The organism is Streptomyces sp. NPDC005533 (assembly GCF_042871845.1).
Taxonomy (GTDB): domain Bacteria; phylum Actinomycetota; class Actinomycetes; order Streptomycetales; family Streptomycetaceae; genus Streptomyces.
In genome coordinates, this window is record NZ_JBIAJH010000020.1 from 117368 (window position 1) to 132700 (window position 15333).

At 75.8% G+C, this 15333-nt stretch carries 16 protein-coding genes and 1 pseudogene; 14 read left to right on the top strand and 3 right to left on the bottom strand.

Going from position 1 to position 15333, the window contains the following annotated elements; translation table 11 throughout:
- The 10 genes and pseudogenes from ACFYP3_RS21410 to ACFYP3_RS21455 all read left to right on the top strand — a co-directional run.
- Window positions 1-1325, top strand: a pseudogene (locus tag ACFYP3_RS21410) (hypothetical protein); the annotation flags it as partial.
- 32 nt (window positions 1326-1357) lie between these two features.
- Window positions 1358-1783: a phage tail protein gene (locus ACFYP3_RS21415; RefSeq protein ID WP_030722533.1), complete on the top strand. Its 426-nt coding sequence runs from the start codon at window positions 1358-1360 to the stop codon at window positions 1781-1783.
- A 65-nt stretch (window positions 1784-1848) separates the two neighbouring features.
- Entirely contained in the window at window positions 1849-2574 is a 726-nt protein-coding gene (locus tag ACFYP3_RS21420) for a LysM peptidoglycan-binding domain-containing protein (RefSeq protein WP_388834736.1), read from the top strand.
- Window positions 2571-4388, top strand: a complete 1818-nt coding sequence (locus ACFYP3_RS21425) for a VgrG-related protein (RefSeq protein ID WP_388834738.1) — start codon at window positions 2571-2573, stop codon at window positions 4386-4388. Before ACFYP3_RS21420 ends, ACFYP3_RS21425 begins: the two co-directional genes overlap by 4 nt.
- A 55-nt stretch (window positions 4389-4443) precedes the next feature.
- Window positions 4444-4761 carry a PAAR domain-containing protein gene (locus tag ACFYP3_RS21430; protein WP_388834741.1) on the top strand — a complete coding sequence of 106 codons (318 nt, stop codon included), beginning with the start codon at window positions 4444-4446 and terminating at the stop codon, window positions 4759-4761.
- Window positions 4761-5183: a GPW/gp25 family protein gene (locus ACFYP3_RS21435; RefSeq protein WP_190184825.1), complete on the top strand. Its 423-nt coding sequence runs from the start codon at window positions 4761-4763 to the stop codon at window positions 5181-5183. The genes ACFYP3_RS21430 and ACFYP3_RS21435 overlap by 1 nt, the downstream gene beginning before the upstream one ends.
- Complete coding sequence (locus tag ACFYP3_RS21440; protein WP_388834743.1) at window positions 5183-7153, top strand: putative baseplate assembly protein; 1971 nt, start codon at window positions 5183-5185, stop codon at window positions 7151-7153. Before ACFYP3_RS21435 ends, ACFYP3_RS21440 begins: the two co-directional genes overlap by 1 nt.
- Entirely contained in the window at window positions 7150-7722 is a 573-nt protein-coding gene (locus tag ACFYP3_RS21445; protein WP_388834745.1) for a phage tail protein I, read from the top strand. The genes ACFYP3_RS21440 and ACFYP3_RS21445 overlap by 4 nt, the downstream gene beginning before the upstream one ends.
- A 5-nt stretch (window positions 7723-7727) precedes the next feature.
- On the top strand, window positions 7728-9905 hold the full coding sequence (locus ACFYP3_RS21450; protein WP_388834748.1) for an NADase-type glycan-binding domain-containing protein: 2178 nt from the start codon (window positions 7728-7730) through the stop codon (window positions 9903-9905).
- A gap of 57 nt (window positions 9906-9962) precedes the next feature.
- Window positions 9963-10571 (top strand): GNAT family N-acetyltransferase, encoded by a 609-nt coding sequence (locus ACFYP3_RS21455; RefSeq protein WP_388834751.1) that lies wholly within the window; start codon window positions 9963-9965, stop codon window positions 10569-10571.
- Here ACFYP3_RS21455 and ACFYP3_RS21460 read toward each other — a convergent pair.
- Window positions 10555-11451, bottom strand: coding sequence for an NADP-dependent oxidoreductase (locus ACFYP3_RS21460; RefSeq protein WP_388834814.1), 897 nt, complete (start codon window positions 11449-11451; stop codon window positions 10555-10557). The genes ACFYP3_RS21455 and ACFYP3_RS21460 overlap by 17 nt on opposite strands.
- Window positions 11452-11617: 166 nt before the next feature.
- Here ACFYP3_RS21460 and ACFYP3_RS21465 point away from each other — a divergent pair, with 166 nt between their 5' ends.
- Together ACFYP3_RS21465 and ACFYP3_RS21470 are read left to right on the top strand one after the other, a co-directional pair.
- Window positions 11618-12034: a winged helix-turn-helix transcriptional regulator gene (locus ACFYP3_RS21465; protein WP_388834753.1), complete on the top strand. Its 417-nt coding sequence runs from the start codon at window positions 11618-11620 to the stop codon at window positions 12032-12034.
- Window positions 12035-12076: 42 nt separating this feature from the next.
- Window positions 12077-12805 carry a Mut7-C RNAse domain-containing protein gene (locus ACFYP3_RS21470; protein ID WP_388834756.1) on the top strand — a complete coding sequence of 243 codons (729 nt, stop codon included), beginning with the start codon at window positions 12077-12079 and terminating at the stop codon, window positions 12803-12805.
- Window positions 12806-12820: 15 nt separating this feature from the next.
- Here the strand turns inward: ACFYP3_RS21470 and ACFYP3_RS21475 are convergent, their stop codons facing one another.
- Entirely contained in the window at window positions 12821-13309 is a 489-nt protein-coding gene (locus ACFYP3_RS21475) for a hypothetical protein (protein ID WP_388834759.1), read from the bottom strand.
- 130 nt (window positions 13310-13439) lie between these two features.
- Between ACFYP3_RS21475 and ACFYP3_RS21480 the strand changes: the two genes are divergently transcribed.
- Both ACFYP3_RS21480 and ACFYP3_RS21485 read left to right on the top strand, forming a co-directional pair.
- Window positions 13440-13775, top strand: a complete 336-nt coding sequence (locus ACFYP3_RS21480) for a YnfA family protein (RefSeq protein WP_388834761.1) — start codon at window positions 13440-13442, stop codon at window positions 13773-13775.
- 95 nt (window positions 13776-13870) lie between these two features.
- A complete protein-coding gene (locus tag ACFYP3_RS21485) occupies window positions 13871-14647 on the top strand; it encodes an SDR family NAD(P)-dependent oxidoreductase (protein ID WP_388834764.1) in 777 nt (258 codons plus the stop codon).
- 7 nt (window positions 14648-14654) lie between these two features.
- Here ACFYP3_RS21485 and ACFYP3_RS21490 read toward each other — a convergent pair whose 3' ends face one another.
- Window positions 14655-15311, bottom strand: coding sequence for a polysaccharide deacetylase family protein (locus tag ACFYP3_RS21490; RefSeq protein WP_388834767.1), 657 nt, complete (start codon window positions 15309-15311; stop codon window positions 14655-14657).
- Window positions 15312-15333 lie beyond the last annotated feature (22 nt).

A 15333-nucleotide genomic window follows, 5' to 3' on the forward strand; every position in this document is an offset into this window, starting at 1 on the left:
CGCCGCTCGGCGCGCCGCTCACCGAACTCCCGCCCACCGCAACCCCGGCGGACCGCCCCGCGGCGACCCCCGCCCTGCCCATGGTCCAGCGGGCCGAGCCCGACAACGCGGAGCCGAAGCCCGGCGCGCAGCGCCAGGCCGAGCCCGCCGCCGGCGCCGCCGCACCCGTGCAGCGCGCGCGCAGCCGCGCACCGCTCGGCGCGCCCCTCACCGAACTCCCGCCCACGGCAACCCCGGCGGGCCGCCCCGCCCCGGCCTTGCCCATGGTGCAGCGCCAGGCCGAGCCGTCGGCCGGCGCCGAGCCCGCGGGGCGGGCCGCGCCGCGCGTCCGCACCGGCCTGGGCGCGCCGCTGACCGCGCTGCCGCCGAGCGCGGCGCCGCCCGTTCCCGCCTCCTCCCGTGCCCGGGCGGCGGCTCGGCCCCTGTCCCACGCCGACATCCAGCGCGCACTCGCGGTCGGGGCCGCGTCGACGCCGACCGGCCACGCGCCCGTGCCGGGGACGGGCGCCGTACAGCGCCGTACTGGCACATCCGCCACGCCCGCCACGCCCGCCGGTTCCGCCCACCCGGTTCCGCTGGTCGTCGCGCGGTCGGTCACCGACAAGACCGCGGGCCACGCCCCGACGACGCCTCCGGCGCCCCGCACCCTCCAGCTCCTGGCGGCGCGGCCGCTGCCCTTCGGCACCCGTGACATGGGGAGCGCGGCCGCGCCCGCCCCCCGCCCCGCGGGCCGTCCCGTGGTGGCGGCGCGCTGGCCCGCCGCGTCGAGCGCACCGCAGCAGGTCCAGCGCGCCGCGGTGGACGGGCCGCGCGGCGGCCACGGCCCGCGCCCGCCGCACGTCGTGCGTCCGGCGCCCGGCCCGCGTCCCGCGCCCGCGTCGGCCCCCGCCCGCGCCGCGGCCACCCCCCTGCCCGTGACGGGCCCGCAGGCACCGCCTGTCGTGGTGCAGCCGGCGCCGGCCGTGTCATCGGCGCGGCCCGTACCCGTCGTACGCCCCCGGACACCGGCCGCCTTCGGCACCCCGGGCCCGCCCGCCCCCGCGCCGGCGGCGGCGGGCGTTCCCCAGCCGGCGGGCCCGCCTCCGGTGCAGCGGGCCCCGGGCGGCACCCCGAGCGGTCCCGGGCCGACCAGCCGCGGGCCCGGCGGCGGCGGTGGTGCCACGTCCCGGTCCGCCCCGGCCGACCGGCGCGCGGCCCCGCAGGTCCCCGACGCCGACCTGGACGATCTCGCGCGCCGTCTGCTGGATCCGGTCTCCCGCCTGCTGCGCACCGAGCTGCGGCGCGGCCGGGAACGCGCGGGCCGGCCCTTCGACGGCCGTCGCTGAGACCACGTACACGAGAAACGGACGACGGACCGATGACGGACAACATCTTCGCGACCAGCGTGTTCTTCCGGCTGGCGATCGGCGGCAACGACCTGGGCGCCTTCCACACCTGCTCCGGCATGGGCGCCGAAGTCGAGATGGAGAGCTACGCCGAGGGCGGCAACAACGGCTTCACATGGCAGCTGCCGGGCCGCGTGACCTGGTCGAACATCACCCTCAGCCGGCCCGTCACCGCCGACACCGCGAAGATCGGCCGCTGGCTCGACGAGACGCTGCGCCGGGTCGAGCCCAAGGACGGGGAGATCGTGGCCCTGCGGCCCGACCTCAGCCGGATCATCAGCTGGCAGGTGTTCGGGATCGTTCCCGTCCGCTGGCAGGGGCCTTCCTTCGACCCCGCCAACTCCGCGGCCGCGGTGGAGACGCTGGAGATCGCCCACCAGGGCCTGCTGCCCTCCTGACCCGGCGGCACCACCCCGCACCCGCCCGCACCACCCCGCCCCCGCTCCGGAAGGGAGTCCACGCCATGGCCTCATCGGCACGCGCCAGCCGCGCCAGGGCCCAGCTCACCCTCAAGGAGCCCCCGACCTCGGTCGGGGCCAAGCCGGGCGGCATGATCGCGAAGCTCGACCTCCAGTTCAACCCCTCGACCCTGCAACTGGGCAAGACCACCGAGTGGCGGCGCTCCCCGTCGCGGATGGCGGGCCAGTCGGCGCTGCCCGAGTTCGTGGGCAGCGGTCCGCGCACCCTCAGCCTGGAGGTGTTCCTGGACGCCACCGCCACCCACGACAACTCCGTGGAACAGGCGGTGGAGAAGCTGATGAAGGCGTGCGTGCCGACCCCCGCCAGCCTCGGCCGCAAGAAGCCGGCGAGCCCCTGGGTGCGCTTCGAGTGGGGCAGCGCCCGGACGACGTCGTTCGACGGGGTCCTGTCGAACCTGTCGGTGTCGTACACGCTCTTCGACGTGGACGGCAAGCCGCTACGGGCCACCTGCTCGCTGTCCATCGAGGAGGCGAGCGTGGACCCGCCGGGCCAGAACCCGACCTCCGGCGCACGCACCGCCCGCAGCACGCACATCGTGGTGGCGGGCGACAGCCTCGCCATGCTCGCCTGGCGCGAGTACGGCGACGCGACGGCCTGGCGGGCCATCGCGGAGGCCAACCGGATCGACGACCCCATGGCGCTCGTCCCCGGCACCGAACTCGTGGTGCCGGCCCTGCAGGACCAGCACGGCGAGGAGGAGCAGCGGTGAGCGGATCCGAAACCGGAGGCCGGTCGTTCGCGGCCGACCCGATCGTGGAAGCCCCCGGCGAACTGCCGCAGATCTGGGCGGCGCAGCTGGTGAGCTGCGTCGTCGACGAGAACGTGGGCCTGCCGGACACCGCGGTGCTCACCTACCGCGACCCCGACCACGAGTTCCTGCGCGCCACCGGCATCACCATCGGCTCCCCGCTGAGGGTGTCGGTGATGACCGTGAAGGGCCAGGCGCGGGAACGGCTGTTCAACGGCGAGGTCACGGCCCTGGAGATCGACCGCGACCGCACCGGCTCGTTCACCGTCGTGCGCGCCTACTCCAAGGCGCACCGGCTCCAGCGCGGCCGCAAGGTCGTGGCGTACCGGAACATGACGGCCGCGGCCATCGTCCGCAAGGTGGCCGCCGGAGCGGGCCTCGCCGTCGGGAAGGTGGAGGCGGCTCCGGTGACGTACAAGCAGCTGTCCCAGGCGAACGTCTCCGACTGGGACTTCCTGCAGTTCCTCGCGGGCGAGAGCGGCGCGCAGGTGCGCGTCGACGACCAGGGGCTGCTCCAGTTCACCCGGCCCGTGAAGGCGTCCGGGGCGCCCGCCCCGTCGACGTCGGCCGTGCGCAACCCGATGGTCCTGGAGTACGGGAGGAACCTCCTCGCCCTGCGGGCCGCGCTGTCGGCCGCCGACGGCGCCTCCAAGGTGCAGGTGCGCGGCTGGGACGTGACCACCAAGCGGCCGCTGGTCGCCGAGCAGCCGTCCGTGGTCAGCGACACGGTGGTGCCGGGCCTCAGCCCCCAGTTCGCCGCACGCTTCGGCACGTCGACCGTGGCCGTCACCGACACCCCGTACCGTACGCAGGCCGAGACCACGGCGGTCGCGAAGGCGGCGGCGGACGAGGTCAGCTCCGGCTTCGGCGAGCTGGAGGCCGTCGCCGAGGGGAACCCGCTGCTGCGGGCGGGCAAGGCCATCGCGCTCGGCAACGTGGGTCAGGCGTTCTCCGGCCGGTACACGGCGACGGCCGTGCAGCACGTCCTGGAGCCGCACGGCGGCTACCGCACCACCGTGTGGGTCAGCTCCAGCCCCGACCGCTCCCTGGCCGGCCTGGTCACCGGCGCCAACGCGCCGGGGCGCGGCCCGCGCATCCCGGGGCTGGCGATCGGCGTGGTCACGGACGTCCGCGAACCGAACGGCTCCCAGCGCGGGGCGGTGCGCCTGAAGTTCCCCTGGCTCGACGACACGTACGTCAGCGACTGGGTGCGCACCGTCCAGTGGGGCGGCAAGGGCGGCGGCGGCGTGGTGAGCCCCGAGGTCAACGACGAGGTGCTCGTCGGGTTCGAGCAGGGACTCCTCGACAGCCCGTACGTCCTCGGCGGCCTCTACAACGGTGTGGACCAGCCCTCCCCGCACGACGTACCCCTGATCGACAAGACCAGCGGGAAGGTCAACCGCCGTTCGGTGGTGTCGCGTTCTGGCCACCGGGTGGAGCTGCTCGACGCGCCGGCGCCGGGCCCCTCCGGGCTGCGGCTGGTGACCGGGGACGAACGGCTCGAAGTGCGCATGGACGACCGCCGGGACCGCATCGAGCTCACCGTGTACGCGGGGCGGGGGCGCCCGCTGACCTCGGTCCTCCTCGACAAGAACGGCATCACCCTGGACGCCCGGCGGGGCACGGTGAAGGTGTCCGGCCGCCAGGTGGACATCGACGGCACCGCCGGGGTCAGCATCGGCGGCCGCTCGGTGAAGGTGAACGGAACCGCCGACGTCACCGTCAACGGCGGCCTGCTCGCCACCCTCAAGGCCCGGCTCATCCGGATCAACTGACCCGCCCCCGTCCACCGCCACTCGCACCACGACCGCTTTACCCGAGGAGGACCCGATGCCAGCCGCAGCCCGGACCGGCGACCCCACCAACCACGGTGGCCGGATCGCCACGCCACCGCCCGGCGCCGCCGCGTCGGTGGCCACGGTGCTGATCGGCGGCCTGCCCGCCGCCGTCGTCGGCAGCCTGCACGTCTGCGTGGTCCCCCCGCACGCCGCACTGGGCCCGGGCAACGTGGTCATGCCGAACCCGGCCGCGCTCGCCGCGGGCACGGTGCTCATCGGCGGGCTGCCCGCCGCCCGGGCGCGCGACCAGACCTCGTGCGGCGCCATGATCCTCACCGGCGCCCCCACCGTCCTGATCGGCGGTGTGTGATGAGCGAACGGTTCATCGGGCGCGGCTGGGCCTTCCCCCTGCGGGTCGGACCGACCGGCGGGATCGCCATGGTCGAGCGGGAACGCGAACTGGAGGAGGCCATCCGGCTCGTCCTCGGCACCGCTCCCGGCGAGCGGCCGATGCGCCCCGAGTTCGGCTGCGGCATCCACGAGTACGTCTTCGCCCCCGGCGACGGCGACACCGCCGGGCGGGTCGCCCAGCAGGTGCGCGAGGCCCTGGAGCGCTGGGAGCCCCGGATCGCGGTGGACGAGGTCGTCGTGGCCTTCGACGCCGTCGAGGCGGGCACCCTCTACATCGATGTGCACTACACGGTGCGCACCACCAACGACCGGCGCAACCTGGTCTTCCCCTTCTACACGATCCCCTCCGAGGAGGGGGCCGAGGAAATGGTCGCGGACTGATGGCCCTGCCCTCCCCCAACCTGGACGACCGCCGGTTCCAGCAACTCGTCGACGAGGCGAAGCGGTACGTGCAGCAGCGCGCCCCGGAATGGACCGACCACAACGTCTCCGACCCGGGCGTCACCCTGATCGAGACGTTCGCCTACCTCGTGGACCAACTGCTCTACCGGCTGAACCGGGTTCCGGACAAGAACTACCTGGCGTTCCTCGACCTGTTGGACATCCGGCTGTACCCGCCGTCGGCCGCCGTCGCCGACGTCGACTTCTGGCTGTCCGCCCCGCAGCCCGAGACGCTGACGCTGCCCGCGGGCACCGAGGTGACGACCGCCGCCGGCGAGACCGAGGAAGCCGTGGTCTTCGCCACGACCGACGACCTGCGCATCGTGCCCAGCGAGTTGACGCGCCTGGTCACCGCGCCCCGCACCGGCGAGCAGACCGACCGCACCGGTGCCCTCGCCGAGGGCCGCGACATACCGTGCTTCCAGGCGACGCCCGAACCCGGCGACGCCCTGCTGTTCGGGCTGCCGACGGCGGTACCGCGCTGCGTGGTCGCGGTGCGCCTCGACAGCCGCGTCGAGGGCGTCGGCGTCGACCCGCGCCAGCCCCCGCTGGTGTGGGAGGCGTGGGACGGCGGCCGGTGGCAGCGCTGCGAGACGGACTCCGACAGCACCGGCGGCCTCAACCGGCCCGGTGAGATCATCGTGTACGTACCGGCCGGGCACACCGCGTCGCTGATCAGCGGCACCCGCGCCGGCTGGCTGCGCTGCCGGGTCACCGAGCCCGAGCCCGGCCAGCCGTTCTACTCGGAGTCCCCGACCGTGCGCGAGGCCGCCGTCTTCACCGTCGGCGGGACGATGACCGTGGAACACGCCGAGCGCGTGACCGACGTACCGCTCGGCCAGTCGGAGGGGGTGGCGGGGCAGACCTTCCGGCTCGGCCGCCCGCCCGTCCTGCTCGACGGGGAGCCCCCGGTGGTGGAGGTGTCCTCACCCGACGGATGGCAGCGCTGGGACGTGGTGGACCACTTCGGCCGCTCCGCCCCCGACGACCGGCACGTCCGCGTGAACGCCACCACCGGCGAGTTCGGCTTCCCGCCGGTGCTGCGCGAGGCCGACGGCACCCTGCGCGCCTGCGGCGCCGTACCGCCCAAGGGCTCCCAGGTCCGCGTGGCCCACTACCGCACCGGGGGCGGCCCCGCGGGCAACGTCTCCCGCGGTGCGATCTCCGTCCTGCGCAGCTCCGTCCCCTACGTCGCCCGCGTCACCAACCGGGAGGCGGCACGCGGCGGCGTCGCCGGGGAGACCGTCGAGAACGCCAAGCTGCGGGCGCCGGAGACCCTGCGCATGCAGGAACGCGCGGTGACCGCCGAGGACTACGAGATCATCGCCCGCCAGGCGGCCCCCTCGGTCCGCCGGGTCCGCTGCCTGCCCGCCGCGGACGGCTCCGCCGGCGCGGGTGCGGTCCGCGTCCTGGTGGTGCCGGACGCGGTGGCCGACGAGGGTGACGACCGGCTCCGCTTCGAGCAGCTGATCCCCTCGGACCAGGTGCTCGCCGCGATCACCACCAGCCTCGACGAACGGCGCCTGATCGGCACCCGCCTCGTCGTCGAACCGCCCGTCTACCAGGGCGTCACCGTGGTCGCCCGGCTGTCGGCGCCCGCCGCGGACGCCGACCGGGTGCGCGAGGCGGCGCTCGCCGCGCTGTTCCGCCACCTCAACCCGCTGCACGGCGGACCCGACGGCACCGGCTGGCCGTTCGGGCGGCCCGTGCAGTACGGCGAGGTGTTCGGCGTGGTGCAACGCGCCATCGGGGACGTCCTGGTGGAGGACATCCGCATGTTCGCCGCCGACCCGATCACCGGGCGGCGCGGCGCGCCCGTCGACCGGCTCGACATCGGAGCGGGCGCGCTCGTCTTCTCCTACCAGCACCAGGTCGTCGTGACCGAGCCGGAGCCGGGGGTGCGCGGATGAGCCGGGCCGCCGTCCCGGGCCTGCCCAGCCCGCACCCGATCGGCGAGCAGCTGCCCGCGCTGTACGCCGAAGACGACTTCGCCCAGCGGTTCACGGCGGGCCTCGACACGGTCCTGGCCCCGGTGTTCACCACCCTCGACAACCTGCCCTCCTACTTCGACCCCCGGCTCGCCCCGGCCGACTTCCTGCCCTGGCTGGCCTCCTGGGTGGGCGGCGTCGACGACCCGCGGTGGCCGACCGCGCTGCGGCGCGAGGCGGTGGCGCGCGCGGTGGAACTGCACCGCTGGCGCGGCACCCGGCGCGGCCTGACCGAGGCCCTGCGGCTGGTCCTGGGCGTGAACGCCGAGGTCAGCGGGGACGGCGGGGCCACCTGGTCCCGTACGGCGGGCGCGGACCTGCCGCCTGCGCCGGCCGACGAGGTCCTGATCCGGGTGTGGCCGGGGCGCGAGGGGGAGGCGTACGCGGTGGACGCGGACCGGGTCCGCGCACTCGTCCGCACCCTGTGCCCCGTCCACACGGTCTGTCGCGTGGAGGTCCTGCCCGGGCCGCCCGCGGGTGAAGGAAGGTGACGGCGATGCGTGCGTGTCCCGTGTGCGGTGCGTCCAACGGCGCGACCGACGACTTCTGCGGCAACTGCGGCGCGTACCTCGGCTGGTCCGACCCCACCCCCACCCGAGCCGAGCCGACCCCGCCCGCCGGGGCGGAGTCCAACCCGGCCACGCCCGCCAGGGCGGAGAACGGCCCGTCCGGCCCCACCGGCCCCGACCCGGCCGCGACCGCCAGGGCCGAGGCCGGTCCATCCGGGCCCACCCGGGCCGAGTTCGGCGCGCCCGCAGCGCCCGCCAGGACCGAGGCGGGTCCGTCCGCGTCCACCCGGGCCGAGTTGGGCGCGTCCGCGTCCGCCCGGGCCGAGTCGGCCGCGCCCGACGCGCCCGACGCAGACCGGCAGGCCCCCACCGGGTCGGGCAACGACCCCACGCGGGCCGAGTTGGGCGCGTCCGCGTCCGCCCGAACCGAGTCGGCCGCGCCCGACGCGCCCGACGCAGACCGGCAGGCCCCCACCGGGTCGGGCAACGACCCCACGCGGGCCGAGCCGGCCCCACCCGCCGGGCCGGAGTCCAGCCCGACCACGCCCGCCAGTGCGGAGTCGGCCCCGCCCGCCGGGGCGGAGAACGGCCCGGCCGCGCCCACCAGGACCGAGGCTGGTCCGTCCGCGTCCGCCCGAGCCGAGGCGGGTCCGTCCGCCGCGCCCGACGCCGACCGGCAGGCCCCCACCGGGCCGCGCAACGCCCCCGGCACACCCGCCCCCACCAGGGCCGAGGCCGGTCCGTCCGGCCCCACGGGCACCGACCCGGCGGCGCCCGCCAGGGCGGAGTCCAACCCGGCCGCGGCCGCCAGGGCCGAGGCGGGTCCGTCCGGGCCCGCCCGGGCGGAGTTCGGCGCGTCCGCGTCCGCCCGGGCCGAGTCGGCCCCGCCCGACGCGCCCGACGCAGACCGGCAGGCCCCCACCGGGCCGCGCAACGCCCCCGGCACACCCGCCCCCACCAGGGCCGAGGCCGGTCCATCCGGCCCCAACCCGGCCCCGCCCGCCGGGGCAGAGCCCACCCCGGCCGCGCCCGCCAGGGCCGAGGCGGCGGGTCCGGCCGGGGCCGTCCGCGCGCAGGCGGGCGCGGCCGCCGCGCCCGACGCGGACCGGCAGGCCAGCGCCGGGGCCGCGCCCGCCGGGACGGCCCGGCGGTGGCCCTGGCAGCGCGGAGGGTCCGCCCGCTCCACCCCGCCCGCGCCCACCGGCGCGGAGCCCCACCCGACTGCCGCCGCCGCTTCGCCCGCCGCCGCGCGACCCGCCGGGGCGGAGCCCGGACCGGCCGTGCCCGGGCCGAGGGCAGCCCCCGGCCCGCCCGAGGCCCCGGCCGCCGCTTCGCCCGCCGCCAGGCGACCCGGCGCGCCCGAGCCCGTCGCACCGCAGGCCCCGGCGTCCCCGCAGCCCGTGCAGCCCGCGAGGGCGGTCGCGCCGCGCCCCGTCGTGCGGCCCGCCGCGGTGAGCGACGACGTCGCCGGCGTGCCGTGCCCGGCCTGCGGCACGCCCAACCCCCCGGACCGCCGCTTCTGCCGCCGGTGCGCGGCTCCGCTCACGCCCAGCACCGCACCGCCGCCGCTGCCCTGGTGGCGGACGGTCTGGCCGCTGCGCCGCCGCACCCGCGCCGGATCCGGCCGCATGGTGCGCTTCCTGGTGGTCCTGGCCGTCGTACTGGCCCTGTGCGCGGGCGGCTTCCTGCTGCTGCCGGCCGGACGCCACCTGATCGAGGACACCCGGGACAAGCTCGGCAAGGCCAAGGAGGTGACCGCCACGCGCGTCGAGGCGAGCGCCGAGGTCCAAGGGCATCCGGTGGGCAACAGCACGGACGGGCTCAGCAACCGCTACTGGGGCGCGCCCGCCCCCGGCGCCTCGGTGACGTACACCTTCGCCAAGCCCTTCCGCCTGGTCGCCGTGATCGTCACGAACGGCGCCTCCTCCTCGCCCGAGGAGTACGCGCAGCAGGCCCGCGCGCTCCAGATCGACATGGAGGTGACGTCGAAGGACGGCCGCACGGTCCACCGGAAGCTCACCCTGAGCGACAAGCCCGGTCCCCAGACGTTCCCCACCGGCATCAGCGACGCCGTCACGGTCCGGCTGACCCTCGACGCGCCCGCCGGGTCGGCCCCGGACCGTCATCTCGCCCTGGCGGAGGTGGAGTTCTTCCAGCGCAGCTGACGGGACCCGACCGTGCATCCGGGCCGCCCCGCATCCCGGCCGCATACCGTGGGTCCCATGGAGACACGGGTGCGGCTGGAGCCGTGGGGGAACGGGGACTTCTGGCTGCTGGAGCGCCAGAACGAACCCGCGATGACCGAGCATCTCGGCGGCCCGGAGACCCCGGAGAAGCTCGTCGACCGGCAGCGGCGGTACGAGGCCCTGAGCGCGCGGGAACCGTCCGCCGGGCGGATGTTCCGGGTCGTACGGGAGCCGTCCGGCGAGAGCGTCGGCTCCGTCGGCTTCTGGGAGCGCGACTGGCGCGGCGAGCCGGTCTACGAGGCCGGCTGGGGCGTGCTGCCCGAGTTCCGGGGCCGGGGCCTGGCGGTGGCGGCGCTCACGGAACTGCTGGCCTACGTCCGCGTCCACGGCACCCGCGACAGCGTCCACGCCTTCCCGGGGACGGACCATCCGGCGTCGAACGCGGTCTGCCGACGGGCGGGGTTCGAGAGGCTGGGACAGGTCGACTTCGAGTACCCGCCCGGGGTGCCCCACCCGAGCCTCGACTGGCGCTACCGGGTGGGGCGGCGGCCCGGAACCACGCCCCAGGCCGGCACCACCCCCCAGGCCGGCGCCACGCCCGAGGCCGGCACCGCACCCCAGGCCGGGATCACGCCGTCAGGATGATGCGGCCGCGGACCCCCGCGGCGGCGAGGCGCTCGTGCGCCTTCGGCGCGTCGGCCAGCGGGAAGGCGTCCGCGACCCGGAGCGTGAGCTCGCCCGCGTCCACCAGGGCCACCAGGCGGGCCAGGTGCTCCCCGTCCGCCGCGACCTCCTGCTCCACGACCCGGATCCCGCGCTCCGCGGCCGGGGCCGCGCCGGGGATCACGCCGACGTAGACCCCGCCGTCGCGGACGAAGCCCAGCGCGGGCTCCCCCAGTACGGCCGTGTCCAGGACCCCGTCCACCGGCCCGGCCGCAGCCGCGCCGCGCGGGACGAAGCCGGCCGCGCCCAGGGACCGTACGAACTCCTCGTCCCCGGCGCCCGCCAGGGCCGTCACCACCAGCCCGGCCCGCACCGCGAGCTGCACCGCGAGCCCGCCGACCACGCCCGCCGCGCCGGTGACGAGCACCGAGGCGCCGGGGGCGAGCCCCAACAGGTCCACCGCGCGGGCCGCGGTGAGCCCGGCCAGCGGCAGCCCCGCCGCCGTGACGGCGTCCACGCTGGTCGGCGCGGCCACCACGGCGGAGGCGTCGAGCACCGCGTACTCCGCGTGCGTGCCGAGCGGCTTCACCGCCCCGTAGTGCAGCCCCACCACCCGATCGCCGCGGCTGTGGCCGGTCACGTCCGCGCCCACCTCGTCGATCTCCCCGGCCACCTCCCAGCCGAGGCCGAGCCGCTGTCCGGCGCCGCCGAAGACGCCGGCGCGGACCGCTCCGTCCACCGGGTTGACCCCGGCGGCCCGGACCCGGATCCGGACCTGGCCCGCTGCCGGCCGCGGCACCGGGACCTCGGCCAGCTCGACCCGCTCCGGCCCGCCGAACTCGTTGACCACGACCGCCAGCATCGTCCGCTCGTTCCGCTCGTTCCGCTCGTCGCTCATGTCGCCATCTCCCCTTGTGAGTAGTGCAGTTCGTCGTCGCGTTCCTGATGAGCACTAACCTAGGGAGAGGTACTCTCTTTCCGTAAGTACGCACTCCAAAGTGCGTATCCGACCCGGAAGTGGGGACCCCATGGCCACCAGCACCGCCGCGGCCCGACGCACGGAAGCCCGCGCCGGCTACGACGCCTTCCTCAAGGAGTGCCCCACCGGCCAGCTCCTGGCCCGCATCAGCGACAAGTGGGTCGGGCTCATCGTCAGCGCCCTCGCCGAGGCCGAAGGCCGGTCCCTGCGCTACAGCGACCTCGGCCGCAAGATCCCCGGCGTCAGCCAGAAGATGCTCACCCAGACCCTGCGCTCCCTGGAACGCGACGGCCTCGTCGACCGCACCGTCACCCCCACCGTCCCCGTCCGCGTCGACTACCGGCTCACCGACCTCGGCGGCAGCCTCAGCTGCCTCCTCTCCTCCGTGAAGCTCTGGGCCGAGAACCACTTCGACGAGGTCAGCGCCCATCGCGACACGTACGACCAGGCCACCGTGACCTCGTAAATTCAGCCGCGACCACCGCCCCGGCAGTGGCATGCTGGCAGGGTGAACGGACCCGGCATTCAGCTCACCCTCGCCCCCGAACTGCGCCTCTTCGCCCCGCCCAGCCGGCGCGCCGACCGCGTACCGACCACGACCGACGGCGCCTCCAGCCTCGGCCACGTCGTCGAATCGGCCGGCGTCCCGCTCACCGAAGTCGGCCGCCTCCTCGTCGACGGCCACGAGGTGCCCGTCTCCTACGTGCCCCAAGACGGCCAGGACGTCGAGGTCTTCGGGGTCGAACGCCCCCAACGGATCACCGGCGCCCCCCTCCGCTTCCTCCTCGACGTCCACCTCGGCACCCTCGCCCGCCGCATGCGCCTGCTCGGCGTCGACGCCGCCTACGAGAACGAGGACATCGGCGACCCCGCCCTCGCCACCCGCTCCGCCGCCGAGCAGCGCGTCCTGCTCTCCCGCGACCGCGGACTGCTGCGCCGCCGCGAGCTGTTCGCCGGCGCCTACGTCTACAGCGACAACCCCGACGAACAACTGCGGGACGTCCTCAGCCGGTTCGCGCCCGTCCTCGCACCGTGGACCCGCTGCACCGCGTGCAACGGCCCGCTCCACGAGGCCGACAAGGAGAGCGTCGGCGACCGCCTCGAACACGGCACGCACCGCTCCTACGACGTGTTCGCACAGTGCTCCGCGTGCGAGCGCGTCTACTGGCGCGGCGCCCACCACGCCCGCCTGGAACGGATCGTCGAGGACGCCCTCGTCGAATTCGGCACCGCCTGAGCCCGAGGAGACGGCCTAGAAGGCGTAGGCGTCACCCGTGTCCAGTGCCAGCACCACGTGCTCGTTGTTCACGTGGTTCCGGTCCGTCGCACCGCCGTTCCACCACGTGTCGACCCGCACCACCACCTCCGGCGCCCGCTCCCGCAGCGCCAGCGCCAGCCCGATGTGCCGGCCACGCCCGTGCAGCGGCAGCGGGCCCGTCTCGCACACCACCTCGCGCAGACCGGCCCGCGCGCAGCCCTCCGCCAGCTGCTGCCGGTCCGCGAGCTCGGCCGACAGCCGCACCCGCAGCGTCGCGTTCGCCAGCGCCGCCGGGCCGTCGTTCTCCGGGACCAGCCAGAGCCGCAGCAGCGCCCCCGACAGGTGCACCCGCCCGTGGTACGCCACGTCGGCCTCGGCCTCGGGCCCGGCCGGCGGCGCGGCCCACCCGGGCGGCGCACCCGCGCCCGCACCCAGCGCCAGCAACCCCGCCACCACCACACTCCGTACGGCACCACGGCGCACCGCCACCACCTCCTCGCGCGGAGGCTAGCCACCGGCGACCCCGGCCGATCGGACCATCACACGAATGAGGGCGGGCCGTACCCCCATCTGCCTCCGCTCCGCCCCCGCGCGCCCTCGTACGCTTCCAGCCATGCTGATCGCACGCTCCGCCGCACTGTTCACCCTCGCCGCCCTCCTGGAGATCGGCGGCGCCTGGCTCGTCTGGCAGGGCGTCCGCGAACACCGGGGCTGGGCCTGGATCGGCGCCGGAGTGGTCGCCCTCGGGCTGTACGGCTTCGTCGCCACCCTCCAGCCGCAGGGCGACTTCGCCCGCGTCCTCGCCGCCTACGGCGGGGTCTTCGTCGCCGGATCCCTCCTCTGGGGCGTCGTCGCCGACGGCTACCGCCCCGACCGCTGGGACGTCATCGGAGCCCTCGTCTGCCTCGGCGGCATGGCCGTGATCATGTACGCCCCGCGCGGACGCTGATCCACCGGGCCCCGCCTATGCTGGCGGGTAATCGCCCGTACGAACGACCTACGCACGGCCTACGAACGACCGACGCACGACCGAGGAGCCCGCAGATGACCACCGCACCGGCCACCCGAACCGCCGTCGTCACCGGCGCGAGCAGTGGCATCGGCGCGGCCACCGCCCGGCAGCTCGCCGCAGCCGGCTACCACGTCGTCCTCACCGCCCGCCGCAAGGACCGCATCGAGGCCCTCGCCGCCGAGCTCACCGACGCCGGCCACTCCGCGGCCGCCCACGCCCTCGACGTCACCGACCGCGCCGCCGTCGACGCTTTCGCAGCCTCCCTCGACCGCTACCCCTCCGTCGACGTACTCGTCAACAACGCGGGCGGCGCCATCGGGGCCGAGCCCGTCGCCACCGGCGACCCCGCCGACTGGCGCACGATGTACGAGGTCAACGTCATCGGCACCCTCAACGTCACCCAGGCCCTGCTCCCCGCCCTCACCGCCTCCGGCGACGGCACGGTCGTGGTCCTGTCCTCCACCGCCGGCCACTCCACGTACGAGGGCGGCGCCGGCTACGTCGCGGCCAAGAACGGCGCCCGCGTCCTCGCCGAGACCCTCCGCCTGGAGATCGTCGGCCAGCCCGTGCGCGTCATCGAGATCGCCCCCGGCATGGTCAAGACGGAGGAGTTCGCGAAGACCCGCTTCCGCGGCGACGCCGAGAAGGCGGAAAAGGTCTACGCGGGCGTCGCGGAACCCCTGTCCGCCGACGACGTGGCCGACACCATCACCTGGGCCGTGACCCGCCCCAGCCACGTCAACATCGACCTCCTCGTGGTCCGCCCCCGCGCCCAGGCCTCGAACACGAAGGTCCACCGCGAGCTGTAGGCCCCGGCTACGCGAGCCCGGCCGCCTTGAGGTGCGGCAAGAGGGCCGCGGGCTTCAGCCCCGCGGCCTTCGCCGCGCCCAGCGCCCGCTCCAGATCCGCCGCCAGCGTCGGCGTGAAGTGCAGCAGCACGATGTCCCCGGCCGCCAGCCGCGGCGTGGGCGGGGTCTCGCCCCAGGTGGTGAAGTCGTGCGTCCACGTCACGAGCGCCTTCACCCCGCACGCCTTCGCCGCGAGCCGCACCTCGTCGTTCACGGCCCCGTACGGCGGCCGCAGCAGCTTCGGCGCCCGCCCGAAGACCTCCTCGATCCGCTCCCCGGCCCCGCACACCTCGGCGTCCTTGCCCACCGCGTCGAGCGTGGTCAGGTCCGGATGGCTGACGGTGTGGTTCTCCACGCCCGCCCGCCCCTCCTCGGTGAGCCGGGTGAAGAACCCGGTGTCGTACGCGGTCGCCCCGGGCAGCAGGAACAACGTCACCGGCACCCGCTTCTCCAGCAGGATCCGGGCCGCCTCCGGATCGTGGTTCCACCCGTCGTCGATCGTGATGAACACGACCTTCTCCCGGGTCGGCACCTTCGCCACGACTCCCGGCAACCCCACCCCCGCCTGCGCGGACCCGGCGGCCCCCAAGGCGAGCGACAACGCCGCGAGCGCGGCCGTAAGCACACGAGTTCTCCCCATAGCCGCA

Coding starts and splice junctions, on each gene's coding strand:
- ACFYP3_RS21450 (WP_388834748.1), top strand. CDS start 7,728: ATGCGTGCGTGTCCCGTGTGCGGTGCGTCCAACGGCGCGACCGACGAC.
- ACFYP3_RS21415 (WP_030722533.1), top strand. CDS start 1,358: ATGACGGACAACATCTTCGCGACCAGCGTGTTCTTCCGGCTGGCGATC.
- ACFYP3_RS21460 (WP_388834814.1), bottom strand. CDS start 11,451: ATGCTGGCGGTCGTGGTCAACGAGTTCGGCGGGCCGGAGCGGGTCGAG.
- ACFYP3_RS21445 (WP_388834745.1), top strand. CDS start 7,150: ATGAGCCGGGCCGCCGTCCCGGGCCTGCCCAGCCCGCACCCGATCGGC.
- ACFYP3_RS21420 (WP_388834736.1), top strand. CDS start 1,849: ATGGCCTCATCGGCACGCGCCAGCCGCGCCAGGGCCCAGCTCACCCTC.
- ACFYP3_RS21440 (WP_388834743.1), top strand. CDS start 5,183: ATGGCCCTGCCCTCCCCCAACCTGGACGACCGCCGGTTCCAGCAACTC.
- ACFYP3_RS21455 (WP_388834751.1), top strand. CDS start 9,963: ATGGAGACACGGGTGCGGCTGGAGCCGTGGGGGAACGGGGACTTCTGG.
- ACFYP3_RS21430 (WP_388834741.1), top strand. CDS start 4,444: ATGCCAGCCGCAGCCCGGACCGGCGACCCCACCAACCACGGTGGCCGG.
- ACFYP3_RS21465 (WP_388834753.1), top strand. CDS start 11,618: ATGGCCACCAGCACCGCCGCGGCCCGACGCACGGAAGCCCGCGCCGGC.
- ACFYP3_RS21480 (WP_388834761.1), top strand. CDS start 13,440: ATGCTGATCGCACGCTCCGCCGCACTGTTCACCCTCGCCGCCCTCCTG.
- ACFYP3_RS21485 (WP_388834764.1), top strand. CDS start 13,871: ATGACCACCGCACCGGCCACCCGAACCGCCGTCGTCACCGGCGCGAGC.
- ACFYP3_RS21435 (WP_190184825.1), top strand. CDS start 4,761: ATGAGCGAACGGTTCATCGGGCGCGGCTGGGCCTTCCCCCTGCGGGTC.